Genomic DNA, 21,490 nt, shown 5'->3' on the forward strand with positions numbered 1-21,490 from the left:
CAGGCTAGGATGATCAGAACATGGATCTAGTCATCAAAAACACTCATTTTTTAGACCGTAATTGTCAGATTCGCTTTGGTTCCATCGTGATGGAGAAGCAAAAGATAAAGCGGATTTTCTACAGTGAGTCGGAAGTAGAACTCTTTTTGGCAGAGAGTGGCTTTTCAGGTAGGGTTGTGGATGGTGAGAATCTCGTATGTATTCCTGGAATGACAAATGCTCATCTGCATCCGAGTAAAGATCTATATCGAGGTCTTTTCTTAGGACAATCACTTCCTACGATTCTCTCTTTGATTCATCAGCAGAATGGCCAAGAGTCGGACGAGGATCAGTACTGGGCCTCTGTGTACAGCTACAAGCGAATGATTCAAATGGGCGTTACCACGACAGGTGTATTTACCAGTCGATACGAACCAGACTTAAAGGCTGCCGAGGCATCGGGGATTCGTTGTTTCCTAACGTATGCCGTCAATGAGAAATGGAACGGCAATGGTGTATCGCCCCAAGTGATTTCGGATGAACAAGCATTTGAGCGAGTGGATCAGTTTTTAACGAGTGACATCAGTGATCGTATTTCGTTGTCCATTGGGACTTCTTCTGAATTAACTTCGTCTCCTCAGTTTATGAAGGATCTCTACGAGGTGGCAAAGCGAAAGGAAGTACTGTTTTCGCTACATGTGAGTGAAGGTGAAACGCAATCGAACAAATGCAAAGAAGTACATGGTTTACACAGTGTTGAATTTCTAAACAGTCTTAATATATTGACTGAAAACACTTTGTTAATTCATGCTTCTTTTCTAACTCCAAAAGAAGTTGAACTCATAGCAAATTTGCCCGTAAAGCTAGTAAGTTGTCCGTTGGCGAATGCTTTTGCACAGGCTGGATTGTTCGAGTTGCTAAAATTAAGCGATGGAAAATGTAGCATAGGACTCGGAACGGATGCTGGAATGATCAATCCACAAAATAACTTGATGGCTGACGCGCTATTTTCCTACTTTTCACAGCGTGTGATGAGCAAGGAAAAGCAAGTAGACTTCGAGAAAATTTTTAAATTGATCACGGTTGAGGGTGCTAAGGCTCTTGGTTTAAACCAGGTCGGCGTGATTGAAGAGGGCTGGGAAGCAGACATAGCGATCTTCTCCGTTCTGGAACATGCCCCGATTAACGAATTTAATCCGTTGCTTCTGATCACCGAAGTCCTTATGACGTCGTTGGCGAGGTATGTAGTAATCGGTGGTGAACTCGTCATTGACGACTATGAGTTTAAGCGGATGGATGAGGAGTTTATAAATCAGAAATTCTACAGCATTAAATCGAGGCTGGCGGCACCGCTGATGAAGCATTTGCAGGAGCTTGAGTCTGTTGATTCGTTGCGACATTAACCGAGGGCAATGCTACTTTGATGCGGAGTTGGTAGTGGGTTGAGTCTTTAAAATCAGTATGAGATTTCGTTAGCAGAGTAATAGGCTGTGGGCAGATACATGCTCCGGTCTAGACCCAGTAGTCAAATCGAATTAAACAGCTTTATATGAATGAAGTAAGGGAGTCGAGGACATTGAGTCAAGATAAAAGAAGAATCATGATCGTGGAGCCGAATTGTTCAGGTGGTATCGAGCTTTTGAAGAGCGCGAGAAGAATGGGTGCCGAGGTTCACGTGGTTACGCATGAAGACTTGTATCAGCAAAACTATTCGGCTGAGTTGAAGGAAATGATCGACCATACGTTGTTTACGAACTTCTGCGTCGAAGCAGAGGCGATTGCCGATATGGTTGCGTATTGCAAAAGAGTGGGGATTGAGGGAGTAGTAGCGGGTTTCGAGTTCGTTTCGGATATGACGGTGAAAGTCGCCAGCGAATTAGGTCTACCTACTCATGATCCGCTTACATGTGAGGCGCTACGTAGAAAAGATTTGATGCATCTACAATTTGTAGAGAATGAAGTGGCTTGTGCTAAAACGGTCATCGTTCAAACGTGGGATGAGTGCATCGCGGGAGCACTTAAAATCGGCTATCCTGTCGTGATTAAGCCATCTTCGAATGCAGGATCATGTAGTGTTTTTAAAGTGAACAGCGAAGAAGAGCTAAAGAAAGCATTTGAAGTGATTCGAGAGAGTAATGTGGAGTTCCCTCACGGTATGCCTTTGGACGATCATATCTTGATTCAAGAGTTTCTATCTGGACCAGAGGTGAGTGTCGAAGTAGTTGTTTTCAACGGTGACGTAAGCGTACTGGCGATTACAGATAAAACGACTACTACAGGAAATTACTTTGCCGAGATTGGTCACACTCTTCCATCTAAGTTAAGTCCTCGTGAGCAGAAGCTGGTGATGGATATGACGAAGTTGGCTGTTCATTCTCTGGGATTGAAAAATGGGATTGGTCATGTCGAGTTGAAGCTGACTCCGGACGGTGTAAAGATTATTGAAGTAGGGGCGAGAATGCCAGGGGATAAGATTCCGAATCTCTTATTGCATGCTTGTGGGATTGATGAGGGGATTGTCTACATTCAAGCTTCGATGGGGCAATTTCCTGATGTAACGCCAAGGAATCATCAGTTTGCGGCGATTCAGTTTATCACGAGCGAGCGAGAAGGAGTGATTGAATCGATTGGTCGACTGGAAGGAATCCAGAACGTTTCCTCAAACGGTGAGGAAGGGATCGTGGATGTTGAGATCTATGTGGAAGAAGGGCAAAAAATCGGAGTTCCGATTAATAACATTGACCGAATCGGCCATATCATCGCGGTCTCCAATAGTTATGAAAGAGCATCTGTTTTATGTTCGGAAGCATTAGAAAAGATCGAATTACAAATCGCTGAGTAGATGTAGCGGAGTTTAGTTGAGCTGATGATGAGGAGAGGAAAAGATGGATCAAGAGCAACGGAAGATTATGATCATCGAACCAAATTGCTCCGGTGGTATCGAGCTATTGAAGAGTGCGAGGCGAATGGGTGTCGAGGTGCATGCGGTTACGCATGAAGACTTGTATGAACATAGCTATTCGGATGCGGTAAAGGACATGATTGACTATACACTGTTTACGAACTTCTGCGAAGAAGTGGAAGCGATTACAGAGATCGTAGAGTATGGCAGAAGCGTGGGGATCGAAGGGGTTGTAGCGGGTTTCGAGTTTGTGACCGATATAACCGTAAAAGTGGCGAGTGAATTAAATCTACCCACACATGATGTGTCGAAGTGTGCGGCGCTCCGAAGGAAAGATTTGATGCATCAATATTTTGCAGAACATCAGGTCTCCTGTGCCAGAACGATTGTGGTTCAAACATGGGATGAGTGCAACGCGGCGGCGCTTGAAATCGGCTATCCTGTCGTGATTAAGCCATCTTCGAATGCAGGATCATGTAGCGTTTTTAAAAGTAACAGTGTACAGGAGCTAAAGCAAGCTTTTGAAGTCATCAAGCAGAATAATGTGGAGTTTCCACATGGTATGCCTCTCGATGATCATATCTTGATCCAAGAGTATCTATCTGGACAGGAAGTAAGTGTAGAAATAGCGATTTGTAACGGGGATATGAGTGTGCTTGCGATTACGGATAAGATGACGACCTCGGGTAATCACTTTGCCGAGATCGGACATACCCTCACTTCCCATTTAGATCCTTTGGAACAAAAGCAAATCACAGATATGACGGAATCGGCCGTTCGCTCTCTCGGATTGAAAAATGGAATTGCTCATGTTGAAGTGAAACTTACTTCAGATGGTGTGAAAATCATTGAAGTAGGGGCAAGGATGCCGGGTGGAAAAATCCCCTGCCTCCTATTACACGCTTGCGGAATTGATGAGGGGATTGTTTATATGCAAACTTCTCTGGGACAAGCTCCGGATGTTACCCCTCGAAACGATCAATTCGCCGCCATCCGTTTTATCACGAGCGACAAAGAGGGGATTATCGAGTCGGTTGATCGGCTGGAAGAAATCCAAAAAGTTTCTTCGGATGGACAGGAAGGCATTGTAGATATCGAAATATATGCCAAACAAGGACAGAAAATTGGAGTCCCGATTAACAATATTGACCGAATCGGTCATATTATTTCTGTTTCCAATTGTTATAAAAGGGCATCGGATTTGTGTTCGGAAGCATTAGAAAAAATTGAATTGCAAATTGCTGAGTAGAGGTGGGCATCAATGAGGATCGCATTTACTCGATCGGTAGATATCGGACAGGCACAACCCTTTTTAAGTTATATTAGCAAGTATGTTCAGAAAAAAGGGTATGAAACAAAACTTTTCTATACAGATGGTGAATGTAGCTCAGACATGTTTCCGGGTGAGATTGAAAAGGTTTCAGCTGATGTCTCCAGTGAAACGCTCGTTAACAAAATATTGGAATGGAAAGCGGATGTAGTCATATCGATCTCGCTTCCAGATGATAATAGCTTGCGCGATGCTTGTGTAAAGGAAATCTTGATGGAGAAGCATCAGATTCCGATGATTATGCACTCGATGGAAGCGACTGCGATCATGTGTAATAAGTGGGAGACAAAAAGTTTCTTACGTAATTTGGGATATGCCGTTACCGATGGATTCTTAATTCATGGTGATTTGATTAATGATCGGGGCATCCGCTACCACTCGTACCGCGAGTTCATTTTTAATAAAGTGCAGAAAATGGGCTTCCCGATTATCGTCAAACCGCTGTGGGATTCGATGTCATGTGGGATTCAGATTATGGATACTGTGGAGGAACTACAAGAATATTTATCCACGAATCCTCCAACCGCTGATGTCTTAGTGGAGCAGTTTATAGAGGGAGAGTTATTTGGTATCGAAGTACTTGGGTGCGATGGGAATTATCGTTGCCAACCTTTAGTCAGAAAGTGTTCAAACTCGGTTCGCAATCTATTCCCATTTGACCATCTCCGATTTGCCCCATTTACGAATGAATCGTACCCAATTCAGGAATTAGAGGAAATGGTTTTAAATATTGCCTCTAAATTAGAGGTAAGTGGGTCAATCGATGTAGAATTAATATATAAGGACGGTATTTTTTACATCATTGAGATCAATCCTCGAATCTCGGGTATGACCAATCTGTCGTCTGCTGTGTCTGGGCAGAATGCATTCCAATGTCTCCTTGAAATGGCAGAGGGAGAGTGGGAAAGCAAGTACGGTCTACCGAAGCAAGATCGTTTTGTAGCTGAGTTTCCGTTGGAAAATATGGTTGCTGCCACTGCTGAGCGGATGCAAAATCGTGATGATGTGGTTCATGTAAGCTTTAATCGCTACCACGACGGAAGAACGCAGTATAAGATGATGCTTAGCGCAGTAGATGCAGAAGATTGCTTCTCAAAATTGATGGGCTTAAATGAGGAAAATAAGATCGTTCCACATCATATCATCGAGGAATTACGAAGCAGTATGACGTAATAAGAATATATGGGACTATGAATCCAATGTAGTCCCATATATTCATTCATGTAGCGAATTGAGGTGTAGTATGAAGAATCTCTTCAAGAATAATTTGCAACTATTTCTATTAGCAGATTTAATATGTCAATTTGGCGCGGGGATTACACTCGGAACCTTAAACTGGCTTGTGCTTGACCACATGGGCAAGAATGAGCTGGTCAGTTTGGTGTTTGGTGTAAACGTCGTCTGTGGTTTGTTGATATCATTCTTTTCTGGATTGATAGTCGACCGTTTTGATAAGAAGGCAGTTGTAATCTGGTCAAATGTGTTTCGAATTGCGTTAACACTGATTACGCTGTTGTTATTTTTATTTACTGGTTTCCACTATAGCTACGTGTTCCTTTTAGCAATCAGCAATGGAATCGGATGGAACATTTATTTTCCAGCTACCAAGGCGCTCCTGCAAAACATTACGGCAAAAGGGGGAAATGTCTTAAAAGGAAATTCAGGTGCGGAAATTGCGATGCAAGTAGGGATGTTCTCAGCAGGTGCGGTTGGAGGTTTACTGTATAAAAAACTCGGATTTAATTCGATCCTGATCATCAATATTGTGATGTTTATCATCGCGAGTTTATTGGTTAAACTCATCTCGGTTGAGACAACTCCAGCTAAAACAGGGTTAAAGCTGGCTCATCTAAAAGAAGATTTTATCAATGGGTTTAAGTATTTCCGTCATCGTTCCGCTATTTTCTTGCTCGGTATTACGATGTTTATCCCATTTGTAGCGGCAGGTCTGATCAATGTTTCTCTTCCGGGCTATGTAAGTACATTTTTACATGAGGACTCTGTAAAATTTGGGCTCATTACGATGTGTTATGGGATAGGTGCCTGTATCTCTGGTTTGATCATTATGAATCTCTCTTCCAAAATCTCACGAAAAGGGTTAGTGCTCGTTGGATTTATCATCGCGATTCTCTGCGGGGTATTCATGTTTGTGAATCACAGTGTTGCAGTTGCCTGCTTTATCAATATGATGTTTGGGTTCTGTGGTTCGGGGATTCGAATCATTATGTACTCGGAAGTGATGGAGAAGCTGCCGTCTGAATACATCGGTAGGGCGATGTCGATCTGGAATGTGATCGGAATGTCCTTACAAATCGCCTGCACATATGTAGTAGGGAAATCGATGGATGCATGGGGTGCGCAATATGGCTTCTTAATTCTATCAAGTGTGATGACGCTAGGATTCATCATCTATAGCCTCTCTTATCGAATGGATAAGAAGAGTAGCAGTGGTAGCACAATGGCTGGATAGGGGGATACAGATATGATTGCAAAGCTCAAAGAAGAAAGCCCACCCTTAATTTGTTGCTTTTGCGGTGCTAGAACAGGCAAGGATCCTATGTGGATGGAGCAAGCAGAAATAGCGGGAAGAAAGCTAGCAGAGGCTGGCTTCGGTATCGTGTACGGTGGTGGTACTGTAGGCATGATGGGGAAATTGGCAGATGAGGTAGCTGTTGGTGGCGGGAAAGTCGTAGGGGTTTTGCCAGAGTTTCTCAAGCATCAAGAGGCAGAAGGCGGTGCACGGGCATCTACGATCTTTACCCAAAGCATGCATGAGCGAAAAAATACGATGTATCAATTAGCATCTGGCTTTTTGGCTATGCCGGGTGGGATTGGTACCTTTGATGAACTATGTGAAACGATTGCGTGGCTAAAGATCGGGATACACGACGCGCCTCTTTATATATGGAATATCAATCATTTCTTTGATCCGTTTATCCAGTTGATTGATAATTTGAAGCATCACGGATTTTTGCACGATGATGACTTGACGAAAGTAAAGATTGTCGATGACATTGATACGATTGTTTCTTCATTAAAAGAAGCCATTCCCATTCATAAATAGCAAATTCCCTTGATTTGGTGGAGGTACAACAATGATAACGAACCAAAATATAGTGATTATGAACCGATGGAGCGATGATTACGGGAACTATGCGACCCTCCTTGATCATCATCAGAATAACGTTTCCTACATCGTAAATGCAGGGGGTGCGGTTTACCTAGAAAACCATCCAGAGATCCCCAACTATGCACAAGTGGTTAACGATTTGAAAGATGTAGAAGAAGTAAGTGCCGCGTTCGAGAATATCATAAGTCGATTTGGGAAGATTGATGTTCTCATTGCACTATCTGAAAATGATATCTTGGTTGCGGGGAAAATGAGAGATCGTTATTCAATTCAAGGTATGAGTTTACAAGATACCTTACGATTTATTGATAAAGTGGAAATGAAAAAGAGTTTTGTCGGTACCAAGGTTGCGGTTCCGCGATATTTAGAGGATTTGACAGAAAAGAGTTTGCGCCATTTTGTATCTGAGACTGGGTTTCCCGTTGTGTTAAAGCCGAGAACAGGGGCTGCTAGTGCAGGAGTGAAAATCATACCTGATAGGGAACAGTTAGAGGCTGCGATGAAAGAGATCGATATCCATACCTATGAGTGTGAGGAGTATGTAGAAGGTCCGATTGTTCATATGGATGGCATTATGAAAAATGGGGAGCTTGTCTTTGTAAAAACATCTCGCTATCTAAACACCTGCTATGATTACACGCTAGGAAAATCAGTTGGCTCCATCATCATTTCCGACGAGCAGAGATCGAAGAAATTCGCAGATTTTACGGAAGAGGTGATGAAAACACTCCGACTGGACAACGGTGTGTTTCATCTAGAGGCAATTCTGCGGGATGGAGATGAGCCTGTATTCCTTGAGCTAGGTGCACGTCAAGGGGGCGGGGAAGTGGTACCGCTGATGAGACTTCTATACGATGTAGACTTAGTGAGGGCGCTTTTCCAATCCCAACTGGGTGAAGAAATTGAGATAGCCCCTCGAGAGACGCCTTTTGTATCTGGATTCTTGTTAGTGCCTGAGCCGAAAGAGGTTCCTTGTAAAGTGGTGAAGGTATCTAAAGTAGAAGGATTATCTACACTATCCTATCAGTATATTCCGGAAGTAGATTCGATTCTAGATGGTAAGGGTGGTTACTATTTTAACGCTGGTAAATTTGCCTTTATTGGCCCTGAAGAAGAGATCGAGTCGGATCTTCTCCGAGCGATGAACGAATATGAAATCGTAACAGAACCAATATCATAAAAAGGAAGGCACCTCTTTGCTTCGGTTGATTTTTGCTAACCATTTTGAAGTAGGTGTCTTTTTTATATGTAAAATAAAAAAAACTGAATGAATGACCACTCATTTTTATGTTACAATGGAACCACTTAGTAATGGTAAGATTATATATAGTTACCGTAAATGAAATGTTTTGAAAGGAGCGAGCTAGTAATGTCTACGTTACAAATTTTCAATATCATTGCACTTATTGTTGTAGCTAGTTATGCGTTTTACTTGTTCGGCTATGTAGTATATCAACGTTATCAGTACATTCGATTGGGCAAACCAATTGAATTCCAATTGAACTTTGGAGAACGTTTCCGTGAGATTATGATTAATGTATTTGGGCAAAAGAAGCTTTTTAAAGATATGAAAAGCGGAATTATGCACACCGTTATGTTTTATGGGTTTATTATTATTCAGTTTGGTGCGATTGACCTTTTTTGGAAGGGCTTACAATCGGGAGGGCATCTACCTCTTGGTCCGGTTTATGGAGTTTTCACTTTCTTGCAAGAAATCACAACGTTCCTAGTGCTTATCGCCACGTTGTATGCGTTTCATCGTAGGTATGTGGAGAAGCTTGCACGTCTGAAGCGAAACTTTAAATCAGGTCTGGTTATCATCTTCTTAACTTCGTTGATGTTTTCGATCCTGATGGGTGGCGCATTTGAGCAAATCGCTCTCCAGCATCCATCTAGTTGGTCAACTCCGATTTCATCTATGTTGGCATCGCCGTTTTCGGGACTATCGGAAGGTGTAGCAGAGGCGGTATTCTACGTGTTTTGGTGGATGCATGCACTTGTACTCTTTACTTTCATGGTGTATGTACCGCAATCCAAGCACTTCCACTTATTAATGGGACCTGTAAACGTCTTTATGAAACGTCAACAACCACCAGGTAAACTCTCGTTAATCAATTTTGAAGATGAGACAGTTGAAGAGTATGGAGTCGGGAAGATTACGGATTTTAACCAAAAACAATTGATTGACTTATATGCCTGTGTGGAATGTGGTCGTTGTACCAATATGTGCCCTGCTTCTGGAACAGGTAAGATGTTATCCCCGATGCAGTTGATTGTGAAGCTACGGGATCACTTAACAGAACAAGGTGCAGCGATTACACAAAAGGCGCCTTGGGTACCACAAGTGGCTTTTTCGAATGCGAATCAGGCAGCGTTGGAAGTAGCAGTTGGCGAGAGCGGTCCTGCGATGATCGGGGATGTTATTACAGAGCAAGAGATTTGGGCTTGTACCACTTGCCGTAACTGTGAAGACCAATGCCCGGTTATGAACGAGCACGTAGATAAAATTATCGATATGCGCCGCCATCTCGTGATGACACAAGGGAAGATGAGTGCAGAAGCCGGTCGTGCTTTCTCCAATATCGAGAAGCAAGGTAATCCATGGGGGATTAGTAAAAAAGACCGTGATAAATGGGCAGGAGATGCAGAAGTTACTGTACCAACGGTAAAAGAAGAGAAAGAATTCGAATACCTTTTCTTCGTAGGCTCCATGGGTGCTTATGATATGAGAAGCCAAAAAATCTCTCGAACCCTAGTGAAACTCCTTACCCAAGCAGGCGTGAAATTCGCGATTCTCGGAAACAAAGAGAAAAACTCTGGTGACACACCTCGTCGTATGGGGAATGAGTTCTTGTTCCAGCAATTGGCGGAAGACAATATAAAACAGTTCCAAAAGAACAACGTCAAGAAGATCATTACCATTGACCCACATGCGTACAACACATTTAAAAACGAGTATCCGGACCTTGGTTTGGAAGCGGAAGTGTATCATCATTCCGAAGTACTTGCAGATCTCATCTCAGACGGGCGACTCGTTCCGAGCAAGACATTGACCGAACGTATCACGTATCATGATTCCTGCTATCTCGGACGTTATAACGATATCTATTCCGCTCCGCGCTTTATCTTAAGTAAGATTCCAGGGATCGACTTGGTAGAGATGAAACGTAGCTTTGAAGATGCCATGTGCTGTGGTGCGGGCGGTGGCATGATGTGGATGGAAGAGCACGAGGGAACACGGGTTAACGTTGCGCGTACCGAACAGGCACTCGAAACCAAGCCGACCATGATTGGTAGCGCTTGTCCTTATTGCTTGACCATGTTGTCAGATGGAACCAAGGCAAAAGAAGTAGAGGAGTCAGTTCAAACACTCGACGTCGCTGAGATACTTGCTCTCTCCGTTGAATTTACGATTGAACAAGAAGAGCAAGCCTCCTAATAAGACTATAGACAAACTGAGAATATTCATAGGTTAGGGGTGAACACAATGCATGTACGGAAAATTTCCGATAAAGGGCAAATCGTGATTCCGAGTGAGATCCGTCGAAAGTTAGAGATGAACGAGGGGGATCAGATCGCTTTTATCGAGACGAAAAAGGGTAATCTTTTGTTGGTAAATGTGAATAAGATTATGATTGATGAAGTTCAGGAGCTTTGATACAATGTCGTGATTTTGTTGTTGCTATTAGGGTTCTGCAGTTTGACAGTTTGATTATCACTTTAATGATAAGACAATCATTAGCCGGTTGGAGTAATCCCGGGGCATGTGTCTACCCACAGCTCAAATAGTGAACCTGCAAGGATGTGGAAAAGCAAGTCCGCTTCGTTCTTCGAAGATAGGGCAAGTGGCAAAACTCGCGAAGAACACACTCAAACATTGCCACAAAACGCCCTATCTTCGAAGGACTACGCTAAGCAGGCTCTACTTAATCGCAGTGGGTAGACACATTGCCCCTAGTTTGTTTCTGTTTATTGGTTGATTAAGTGTCTTGTTTAAATAGTGATTATACAAAGAGAAAAAATCTGTCTGTTATAGGCAATTATTTCTTTTACATTATCTTTTTAAATGGCTTTCAACTTGAGATTAGATTAAAGGGGAATGGAGAGTCTGTTCGATACCTTGCGATGTTAGCGATCCTACCTAGCGAAGCTATCCGTAGTAGGGGGCGTTTTTGGTGCAACATGTCTGAGCGTTCTTTGCGAGTTTTGCACCTGCCCCCACGGAGGATAGAGGAGCGGACTTTCTTTTCCACATCTCAGCGGATCGGTATTTGAGCAGGCATCGAACAGACTCTCCTACCCCCTATTTATCAATAAGCCATAGTGAATTTTCTTTTCTCTTTTCCACATTTCAGCGGATAGTATTTTGAGCAGGTATCGAACAGACTCTCCTGCCCACTACGATCAATAAGTCATAGTGAACTTTCCCTTTTCTTTATTCTTTCAAATAGTTAATATTACTATGTTTTCAATTCTTATTAGACCGAAATGAAATACTATTGTAAATAAAAATTCAATCCTGTATCCTTAACTTGTAAGCGTTTGCATATTTGTTGCAATCCAAAAATGAACGAACGCTCGGTCAAGGGAAACCATTGGGAATTCATCTGGAGGTGTATGTTTGTGAGAGAAACAGTAATCTTAGGTGGAGCTCGTACTCCATTTGGTAAATTTGGTGGGGCATTAAAAGATCAAACGGCTGCTCAACTAGGCGGAGTGGCGATTGAAGGTGCGCTTCAGCGTTCGGGAGTGGTGGCGGACCAAGTAGAAGAACTCATTATGGGAATGGTGCTACAAGGTGGTGCTGGTCAGATTCCATCCCGTCAAGCGGCTCGTCATGCCGGCCTTCCTTGGGAAGTGAGAACGGAGACGATTAATAAAGTATGTGCTTCCGGGATGAGAAGTGTAACCTTATCGGATCAAATCATTCGCGCAGGCGATGCAGAGATCATGGTGGCAGGTGGCATGGAGAGTATGAGCAATGCTCCGTATCTACTTCCACAAGGTAGATTTGGGATGCGCATGGGCAATGGTCAAGTATTGGATGCCATGGTTCATGATGGTCTATGGTGCGCGTTCCATGATGTTCATATGATCGTTCACGGTAGCGCAATTGCGAAGAAATACGAAGTGAGTCGGGAAGAGCAGGATGAATGGGCGGTTCGGAGTCATCAGCTAGCCGCGGCGGCGATGGATGCAGGTAAATTTGCTGATGAGATCGTCCCGGTTCTTGTGAAATCTCGTAAGCAAACCATTGTGGTGGATCAGGATGAGGCAGTTCGTCGTGATACCAGTATGGAAGCTTTGGCTAAGTTAAAGCCAGCATATGTGGCAGATGGCACAATTACAGCAGGAAATGCACCGGGCGTAAATGATGGTGCCGCAGCAATGGTGCTCGCATCCCGTGAAAAGGCAAAAGAGTTAGGAATGGAGCCATTGGCAACATTGTTAGGTCATGCGGCGATTGGCCTAGAGGCACCTGATTTTCCGATTACACCTGCCTATGCTGTTCAGAAATTATTGAAGAAGCATAATCTCACGATAGATCAGATTGATCTATTTGAGATGAATGAGGCGTTCTCAGTAGTAGCTCTGGCAAATGCCAAAATACTTGGCGCAAATCCAAATAAGATCAATGTAAACGGAGGAGCCGTTGCTCTCGGTCATCCGATTGGTGCCAGTGGTACACGGATTATCCTTACTCTAATTGAAGAGTTAAAACGTCGTGGTGGTGGCCTTGGCGTAGCGGCGATTTGTAGTGGAGCGGCACAAGGGGATGCTGTATTGGTTCGAGTAGGTTAGGTAGAGGAGGGGCTTTTATGTCGATAAAACATGTGACAGTTATCGGTGCAGGCCAGATGGGTAGCGGAATTGCTCAAGTGTTTGCCCAATCGGGATTTGAAGTGACGGTATTAGATCAACAGGAGGCATTTGTCCAAAAAGGTTTGTCTTCAATCGAAAAGAACCTGGCTCGTCAAGTAGAGAAGGGCCGGAGTACGCAAGAAGAAATAGACTCTATTTTAAGCCGTGTGACAGGTACAACGGATCTGAAGATGGCGGCTACGAAAGCTGATTTAGTGGTAGAGGCCATTATCGAACAAATGGAGGCAAAGGTTTCGTTGTTCCAGCAATTAGACGAACTCTGCCCTGCACATACAGTGCTTGCGTCCAATACTTCTTCTCTCCCTATTACCGAAATTGCCGCTGTGACGAAACGTCCAGAGAAAGTGATTGGCATGCATTTTATGAATCCTGTGCCGGTGATGAAGCTAGTGGAGATTATTCGAGGCCTTGCGACGGATCAAGAGACCTACGACTTGGTTGAACAGCTATCTCGGGAATTAGGAAAACACCCCGTAGAGGTAAATGATTTTCCTGGTTTTGTATCAAATCGAATTCTCATGCCGATGATCAATGAAGCGATTTACACGGTTTATGAAGGAGTTGCAACACCAGAAGCAGTGGATGATGTGATGAAGCTGGGGATGAATCATCCGATGGGTCCGCTCACATTGGCTGATTTTATTGGACTTGATACCTGTTTATACATTATGGAAACCTTGCATGAAGGATTTGGAGATTCCAAATACCGTCCTTGTCCCCTTCTTCGCAAATATGTAAAAGCAGGCTGGTTAGGAAGAAAAAGCGGCCGCGGATTTTACGTATACAAGTAGATAGTTGGGAGTGAGTCAGATGCGGTTTTCATTTACGGAAGAACAAATTTTATTACAACAGATGGTGCGCGATTTTGCTCAGAAAGAAATCGCGCCGGAAATTGAACGGATGGAGACAGAGGACCGTTTTCCGCGTGAAGTGATACGCAAGATGGGTGAACTCGGATTAATGGGGATCCCGATTGCCGAAGAATGGGGCGGATCTGGGGCAGATTTTATCTCTTATATCCTAGCGATCGAAGAGATTTCGAAAGTGAGTCCAACTGTGGGAGTCATTCTCTCTGTGCACACCTCAGTGGGAACGCTCCCTCTTCTACGATATGGAACGGAGCAACAAAAAAAGCGTTATATTCCTAAACTGGCTAGTGGGGAGTATATCGGCGCATTTGGTTTAACCGAACCCCAATCTGGATCCGATGCGAGCCAGCTTCGCACGACAGCTAAGCGTGTGGGGGATGAGTATATTTTAACGGGTAGCAAAATGTTTATTACCAACGCTGAGGCGGCTGATTTGTACAATGTTTTTGCTGTAACGGATCCGGATAAGGGGAGCTACGGTATCTCTGCTTTCCTTGTACGGAAAGATACCCCAGGGTTTTCAGTTGGGAAAAAGGAACAGAAAATGGGGCTTCATGGCTCCAATACGTGTGAGTTGATATTGGAAGAGGCACGGGTTCCGGCTGACCATCTGATCGGTCGTGAAGGGCAAGGATATGAGATTGCCTTGGCTAATCTAGCGAGTGGTCGTGTCGGAATAGCGGCACAGGGATTGGGAATTGCACAAGGCGCTTATGCGGCGGCAAATGCCTATGCGAAGGAGCGGGAACAGTTCGGGAAGCCGCTTCATGCACTACAAGCAATTCAATTTAAATTAGCTGATATGGCAACTCAGATTGAAGCTTCACGTTTGCTTGTGTACCGTGCGGCTGAGCTGGTTTCACAGAAGTTACCTTGTAAAAAAGAGGCATCCATGGCGAAGATGTTTGCGACAGATACGGCGATGAAAGTTACCACTGAAGCTATCCAGGTCTTTGGCGGATACGGCTATTCTCGTGAGTATCCAGTTGAACGCTTTTTTCGGGATGCGAAGGTTACACAGATTTATGAGGGAACGAATGAGATTCAACGGATTGTGATTGGGAATGAGATTGGGAAGTAGGCTGGTTGATTTGGCTATTGAGTGATCGAGGGCAGGAGAGTCTATCCGAGATACCTCACATCCTTGTAACTCACTATTTGAGCTGTGGTCAGATATATGCCCCGGGTCCATCTATCCCGACAAAGCCTATTCCTTAGTCACTTAATCTTTAATCAATCATTAATGGAACAAGTTTATCTATCTAGACCTCACTAACTAAAACTTGAAACGATAAAAAACCTACAAAAAGGGTGAAGACAACATGCAATTCCGCCTATCAGAAGAACACGAAATGATGCGCCAAATGGTCCGCGATTTCGCCGAAAAAGAAGTAAAACCGAGTGCCGCAGAACGCGACGAACATGAGATTTTTGATCGTTCTATCTTTGATAAGATGAGTAAACTCGGCATGGCAGGAATCCCGTGGGGAGAGGAATACGGCGGTGTTGGATCAGACTATCTTAGCTATGTGATCGCAGTGGAAGAGCTATCCCGTGTATGTGGCTCTACGGGTGTTACGCTATCGGCACACATCTCCCTTGCCAGCTATCCAATCTTCACATTTGGAACCGAAGAGCAAAAACAGAAGTATCTCAGACCGCTTGCAGAGGGGACGAAGCTAGGAGCATACGGCTTAACAGAACCGGGATCAGGCTCGGATGCTGCCGCGATGCGTACGACGGCTGTGAGAGACGGCGATGATTACATTTTAAATGGAAGCAAGATTTTTATTACAAATGGCGGAGATGCAGAAATCTATGTCGTTTTTGCCGTTACGGATCCTTCCATGAAACATAAAGGAATTACCGCATTTATCGTAGAAAAAGGAACCCCAGGCTTTTCGATCGGGAAGAAAGAGAAGAAGTTGGGGATTCGTGCGTCTGCTACGACAGAGATTATCTTTGAAGATTGCCGAATTCCGAGCAGTCAGCGTTTGGGATCTGAAGGGGAAGGCTTTAAGGTTGCGATGAAGACGCTAGATGGCGGGCGAAACGGGATTGCGGCCCAAGCAGTGGGGATTGCCCAAGGAGCATACGAAGAAGCACTCACTTATGCCAAGGAACGGAAGCAGTTTGGCAAGCCACTCATCGCACTACAAGCCATTCAATTTAAATTAGCTGATATGGCAACGAAGATTGAAGCGGCCCGTCTGCTCACGTATCAAGCAGCATGGCTAGAAGCGGAAGGGCTTCCATACGGCAAAGCATCTGCGATGGCGAAACTCTTTGCAGGGGATACGGCGATGGAAGTGACAACTGAAGCGGTTCAGGTTTTTGGTGGATACGGCTACTCCCGTGAGTATCCAGTAGAGCGCATGATGCGGGATGCGAAGATTACTCAGATTTATGAAGGAACTAATGAAATTCAACGCGTTGTCATAGCGAAATATATTTCGAACGAATAAGAGTGATATCGGATGATGGACTGGATCGAAGGGATTAAAAATCGTGAAAGAAGGGCGATTGCGCGAGTGATTACCTTCTTAGAAAATGATCATTCGGACTCAGAGTTATTAGTGAAAGAATTGGAACGACTAACAAAAAAAGCATATGTCATTGGGATTACAGGCCCTCCTGGAGCTGGAAAGAGTACGTTGATTGACTGTCTGATTACGACGCTACGAGCAAAGGGTCTACGTGTGGGGGTCATAGTAGTAGACCCAACAAGCCCCTTTACAGGAGGAGCTATTCTCGGGGACCGTGTACGAATGGTTCGACATGCGCTGGATGAGAATGTGTTTATTCGTAGTATGGGTAGTCGGGGTAGCCTAGGGGGGCTTTCTCGCGCTACGAAAGATGCGGTTCGTGTGCTGGATGCAGCTGGCTTTGATGTGATCATCGTAGAGACTGTGGGTGTGGGGCAATCGGAGCTAGAGATCATGCATCTAGTGGATAGTGTGGCTCTGGTCGTTCATCCGTACAGTGGCGATGTGGTGCAGGTGTTTAAAGCAGGTGTGATGGAGATTGCCGACTTGTATGTGGTGAATAAAGCGGACATACCTGGAGCGGCGAAGATGGTTGCCGAGATTGAACAGTATGTACATTTAACAAACAACCACGATTCATGGAGCCCATCAGTGTCCCAGACCATTCCGATACAGGGAAAGGGAATCGTTGAATTATGGGAGCAGTTTCAGCGTCATCGGGTCTTTTTAGAAGAAAGCGGTGAAGGAGTTCGTCGTCGCAGAGAACAAACAGTCCGCGAGGTCAAAGAGAGAATTGATGCTGAATTTCAAGCTTACCTCCAGCAATATTTCCAGGAACCTGCTTGCAAGCAACAGTTGGAAGAGGTTTGGCATGGCGCAAAGTTACCACATCAATTTGCCCGTGAATGGATCAAGAGTCACCTGATTAAACAGGATCGGGAGGGGATCGAGTGACGAAGAAGAAAGAAATCATTCCCTCTATGATTAAAAACCAGAGGCTCGTACAAGAGCGCCGTCAGCAGATTGTAGAAGGAGCAGTTAGGCTGTTTATCGAGAAGGGATTCCATAAGACAACCACCCGCGAGATTGCTCGTGAGTGTGGTTTGTCGATTGGGACGATGTACGAATACATTCAGTCGAAAGAGGATGTTCTCTATCTTGTTTGTCACTATATTCATTCCCTATTGCTAGAGAAGCTTCATTCTCTCTCCTCACACCATCTGACGGCGAAAGAAATGCTTGCCTCGAGTCTTACCCAGTATTTTCAAATCATGGATGAACTGCGTCCTTATGTACTACTAATCTATCAAGAAACGAAGTCGCTTCCCAAAGATCAGATGAAGCTAGTGCTGGCGAGGGAGGAAGAGATCATTCTCTTTTTTGAACAAATGTTAGTTCGAGGGATCGAAGATGGTTCCTTTCAAATCCCTGCCTCCTCTGTTCGACTGACGGCACATAATATCGTCGTACTAGGTCAGATGTGGGCTTTTCGCCATTGGGCACTCAAAAAAATGTATACCCTCGAAGAATATACCGAAAAGCAAGTTTCCCTATTAATGATAGAGATACCAAACAAGGGGTGAGACGATGATGGAAACAGAAATTGTACGTCCCAAGCACGCTGTCCGGTTCTTAACAGCTGCCAGTTTGTTTGATGGTCATGATGCTTCAATTAACTTAATGCGTCGTTTGCTTCAAGATTCAGGGGTGGAAGTGATTCACCTCGGTCATAATCGCTCGGTAGAAGAGATTGTCAGAGCGGCGATCCAAGAGGATGTTCAAGGGATTGCGATTTCGTCCTATCAAGGTGGCCATATTGAGTTTTTTAAATACATGATCGACCTGTTGAGAGAAGAAAATGCAAACATCAAAGTGTTCGGCGGAGGCGGAGGTGTCATCGTCCCACGAGAGATAGAGGAACTGGAAGCGTATGGAGTGACGAAAATCTTCTCTCCACAAGATGGTCGGATTTTAGGGCTACAAGGGATGATCAATTTCATGGTTCGCGAGACTGATTATCCATCGGTTCAAGAGCTTGATCTGGAAAAAGAAGCTCTCTTACAAGGGGACTTCCAAGCCGTAGCCAAAGCGATTTCATACGTAGAACAAACGTTTGAGCAACGGAATGACCGAAATGAAACGGCGGCAACATTATCGAAAAGTTGGCTAGCTGATTTACCAATTGCTACGAAGCGTATCCCCATTGTAGGGATCACAGGTACAGGTGGAGCAGGGAAAAGCTCGCTAACGGATGAGTTGGTACGTCGTTTCCTCGAGGATTTCCCGGATAAGAAAGTGGCGATTCTCTCGATTGATCCATCGAAACAGAAGACAGGTGGGGCGCTACTGGGTGACCGGATTCGTATGAATGCTGTCCATCACCCACGAGTTTATATGCGTAGTTTGGCAACGCGTAAGACTCGTACCGAACTAAGTGGAGCGATTCTAGAAGCAATTCATGTAGTAAAAAGCGCTGGTTACGATTTCATCATCGTGGAAACGAGTGGGATTGGGCAAGGGAATGCCGATATCGTTCCAATCAGTGACTTGTCGATCTATGTGATGACGGCAGAGTTCGGCTCTCCTTCTCAGCTAGAGAAGATTGAGATGCTAGATTATGCGGATCTCATTGCGATTAACAAGTTTGACCGTCGAGGTTCTTTAGATGCATTGCGCGATGTGAAGAAGCAATACCGACGAAACCATAATCTTTTCCATGCACCTGATGAAGAAATTCCTGTATACGGTACGATGGCTTCTCGGTATAATGATCCCGGAACCAATCTATTCTATAAAAAGATGGTAGAAGCGATGGGCATGAAGTGTGAAGTAGATTGGGTCTCCACGATTGATATACCTGTGGGTGTCAGCCAGTTAGAATATATTATTCCGCCCGAAAGAATCCACTACCTACGGGACTTAGCCCAAACCGTTCGCAAGTACTATGAAGATGTTGAACAACAAGCCAAAGTAGCAACGGAACTCTATCAGCTGTATGGAGCTCGAAATCTACTTGATACCCACTCGATTGAAAGAGAAGTCGTGCAAGGAATTGAGCAGGTTACCCAGCAAAAAGAGCTAGAGTTGCTACCATATAATAAAAAAATGCTAGACGAGTGGGATCAGCTCCAGTCGATGTATCGTCAAGATTTCCTAGAATCCAAAGTGAGAGATCGAGTCATCCGCACTCCTTTGTATAATGAAACCTTATCCGGTAGTAAAATTCCCAAGGTCGCCCTGCCGCGCTTTCAGGACTGGGGGGAGCGATTGCGTTGGTTGTTAAGAGAAAACGTACCTGGTCAGTTCCCATATACCGCTGGCGTGTTTCCTCTGAAGAGGGCAGACGAAGATCCGAAGCGTCAGTTTGCTGGAGAGGGGTCCCCGGGACGTACCAATCGTCGCTTCCACTACTTATCTAAAAATGATACAGCGAAACGTCTCTCGACTGCATTTGATAGTGTGACGCTTTACGGCGAAGATCCAGCAGAGCGCCCAGATATTTACGGGAAGGTGGGCGAATCCGGCGTTAGCATCTGTACCTTGGACAACATGGCGGAGCTATTTTCCGGATTTGACCTTTGCGGTCCTAACACCAGTGTATCGATGACGATCAATGGTCCTGCGCCGATTGTCCTAGCGATGTATTTAAATGCAGCGATCGACCAACAGGTTTCCTTGTTTACAGAGCGAGAAGGTAGAAAGCCAAGCGAAGAAGAACGGAATCAAATTCGCGAATTTACCTTGCGTACGGTAAGAGGAACCGTGCAGGCGGATATCTTAAAAGAAGATCAAGGTCAAAACACATGTATCTTCTCAACCGAATTTGCTCTTAAAATGATGGGTGATATGCAAGAGTTCTTTATCCAAAACCAAGTGCGCAACTACTACTCGGTCAGTATTAGTGGTTATCACATTGCTGAAGCGGGTGCGAATCCTATCTCCCAGCTTGCGTTCACTCTTGCCAATGCGTTTACCTATGTCGAGTATTATAAGAGCCGCGGGATGAATGTAGATGCGTTTGCCCATAATCTTTCTTTCTTCTTTAGTAATGGACTTGATGCAGAGTATACCGTTATCGGTCGTGTGGCTCGTCGGATTTGGGCGATTACGATGAAACGTCTCTACGGCGCCAACGAACGAAGCCAGAAACTGAAGTATCATATCCAAACTTCTGGACGCTCCCTTCATGCGCAGGAAATTGACTTTAACGATATTCGAACCACTCTGCAAGCGTTGATGGCGATTTATGACCAATGTAACTCTCTTCACACCAATGCGTACGATGAAGCAATCACCACGCCTACAGAAGAATCAGTACGCCGTGCTATGGCGATTCAAATGATTATTACCAAAGAACTCGGATTAGCCAAAAACGAAAACCCACTACAAGGTGCTTTCATCATCGATGAATTAACAGATCTAGTGGAAGAAGCAGTATTGCAAGAGTTTGAACGAATCAGCGATCGCGGTGGGGTGTTGGGTGCGATGGAAACCCAGTATCAACGTAGCAAGATCCAAGAGGAATCCATGTATTACGAGATGAAAAAGCACTCTGGAGAACTACCGATCATCGGCGTTAATACATTTGAAAACCCTCATCCACCTGAAGAGGCAGAAATTGAACTATCCCGGGCAGATGCCAGCGAAAAAGAATTGCAAGTTGCTCACGTACAGGAGTTCCAGAAGCGTTATGCTTCTGAAGCCGCTGTTGCTCTACAACGTCTCAAAGAAGTGGCTCGTCATAATGGTAATATCTTCGAGGAACTCATGAACACTGTCCAAGTTGCTTCCCTCGGACAAATTACATCTGTTCTCTATGAAGTAGGCGGTCAGTACCGTCGTAATATGTAGAAGTGCAAATCTAATTCAATTCGCTTGAGACCCTTTTTTGCCTGATGGCTATGCTGTCAG

General features: G+C 44.5%; 16 protein-coding genes. All 16 read left to right on the forward strand.

Annotated elements, in window-relative coordinates:
- Positions 1-20: 20 nt before the first annotated feature.
- The 16 genes from J2Z48_RS12410 (at position 21) to icmF (ending at position 21,430) form a co-directional block, all read left to right on the forward strand.
- Complete coding sequence (locus tag J2Z48_RS12410) at positions 21-1,382, forward strand: amidohydrolase family protein (protein WP_307253984.1); 1,362 nt, start codon at positions 21-23, stop codon at positions 1,380-1,382.
- 173 nt (positions 1,383-1,555) lie between these two features.
- Positions 1,556-2,821 (forward strand): ATP-grasp domain-containing protein, encoded by a 1,266-nt coding sequence (locus J2Z48_RS12415; RefSeq protein ID WP_307253985.1) that lies wholly within the window; start codon positions 1,556-1,558, stop codon positions 2,819-2,821.
- Positions 2,822-2,864: 43 nt separating this feature from the next.
- Positions 2,865-4,130 carry an ATP-grasp domain-containing protein gene (locus J2Z48_RS12420; RefSeq protein WP_307253987.1) on the forward strand — a complete coding sequence of 422 codons (1,266 nt, stop codon included), beginning with the start codon at positions 2,865-2,867 and terminating at the stop codon, positions 4,128-4,130.
- A gap of 12 nt (positions 4,131-4,142) precedes the next feature.
- Positions 4,143-5,384, forward strand: a complete 1,242-nt coding sequence (locus J2Z48_RS12425; protein ID WP_307253988.1) for an ATP-grasp domain-containing protein — start codon at positions 4,143-4,145, stop codon at positions 5,382-5,384.
- A gap of 70 nt (positions 5,385-5,454) precedes the next feature.
- Positions 5,455-6,681 carry an MFS transporter gene (locus J2Z48_RS12430; protein ID WP_307253989.1) on the forward strand — a complete coding sequence of 409 codons (1,227 nt, stop codon included), beginning with the start codon at positions 5,455-5,457 and terminating at the stop codon, positions 6,679-6,681.
- Positions 6,682-6,693: 12 nt separating this feature from the next.
- The gene (locus tag J2Z48_RS12435) at positions 6,694-7,275 is read left to right on the forward strand and encodes an LOG family protein (RefSeq protein WP_307253990.1); all 582 of its coding nucleotides are present in this window, start codon (positions 6,694-6,696) and stop codon (positions 7,273-7,275) included.
- A 31-nt stretch (positions 7,276-7,306) separates the two neighbouring features.
- Positions 7,307-8,521, forward strand: a complete 1,215-nt coding sequence (locus J2Z48_RS12440) for an ATP-grasp domain-containing protein (protein ID WP_307253991.1) — start codon at positions 7,307-7,309, stop codon at positions 8,519-8,521.
- 189 nt (positions 8,522-8,710) lie between these two features.
- On the forward strand, positions 8,711-10,780 hold the full coding sequence (locus J2Z48_RS12445; protein WP_307253993.1) for a (Fe-S)-binding protein: 2,070 nt from the start codon (positions 8,711-8,713) through the stop codon (positions 10,778-10,780).
- A gap of 48 nt (positions 10,781-10,828) precedes the next feature.
- On the forward strand, positions 10,829-10,999 hold the full coding sequence (locus J2Z48_RS12450) for an AbrB/MazE/SpoVT family DNA-binding domain-containing protein (protein ID WP_083426531.1): 171 nt from the start codon (positions 10,829-10,831) through the stop codon (positions 10,997-10,999).
- A 965-nt stretch (positions 11,000-11,964) separates the two neighbouring features.
- Positions 11,965-13,143, forward strand: a complete 1,179-nt coding sequence (locus J2Z48_RS12455; protein WP_307253994.1) for an acetyl-CoA C-acetyltransferase — start codon at positions 11,965-11,967, stop codon at positions 13,141-13,143.
- 17 nt (positions 13,144-13,160) lie between these two features.
- Positions 13,161-14,015 carry a 3-hydroxybutyryl-CoA dehydrogenase gene (locus tag J2Z48_RS12460; protein ID WP_307253996.1) on the forward strand — a complete coding sequence of 285 codons (855 nt, stop codon included), beginning with the start codon at positions 13,161-13,163 and terminating at the stop codon, positions 14,013-14,015.
- 19 nt (positions 14,016-14,034) lie between these two features.
- Complete coding sequence (locus J2Z48_RS12465; RefSeq protein ID WP_307253997.1) at positions 14,035-15,174, forward strand: acyl-CoA dehydrogenase; 1,140 nt, start codon at positions 14,035-14,037, stop codon at positions 15,172-15,174.
- 241 nt (positions 15,175-15,415) lie between these two features.
- Positions 15,416-16,558 (forward strand): acyl-CoA dehydrogenase, encoded by a 1,143-nt coding sequence (locus J2Z48_RS12470; protein WP_307253999.1) that lies wholly within the window; start codon positions 15,416-15,418, stop codon positions 16,556-16,558.
- A gap of 12 nt (positions 16,559-16,570) precedes the next feature.
- The gene (gene meaB, locus J2Z48_RS12475; RefSeq protein WP_307254000.1) at positions 16,571-17,533 is read left to right on the forward strand and encodes a methylmalonyl Co-A mutase-associated GTPase MeaB; all 963 of its coding nucleotides are present in this window, start codon (positions 16,571-16,573) and stop codon (positions 17,531-17,533) included.
- The gene (locus J2Z48_RS12480) at positions 17,530-18,162 is read left to right on the forward strand and encodes a TetR/AcrR family transcriptional regulator (protein ID WP_307254001.1); all 633 of its coding nucleotides are present in this window, start codon (positions 17,530-17,532) and stop codon (positions 18,160-18,162) included. The genes meaB and J2Z48_RS12480 overlap by 4 nt, the downstream gene beginning before the upstream one ends.
- Before the next feature lie 7 nt (positions 18,163-18,169).
- On the forward strand, positions 18,170-21,430 hold the full coding sequence (icmF, locus tag J2Z48_RS12485; protein WP_307254083.1) for a fused isobutyryl-CoA mutase/GTPase IcmF: 3,261 nt from the start codon (positions 18,170-18,172) through the stop codon (positions 21,428-21,430).
- Positions 21,431-21,490 lie beyond the last annotated feature (60 nt).

This window comes from Croceifilum oryzae (assembly GCF_030814315.1).
Lineage (GTDB): Bacteria > Bacillota > Bacilli > Thermoactinomycetales > Thermoactinomycetaceae > Baia > Baia oryzae.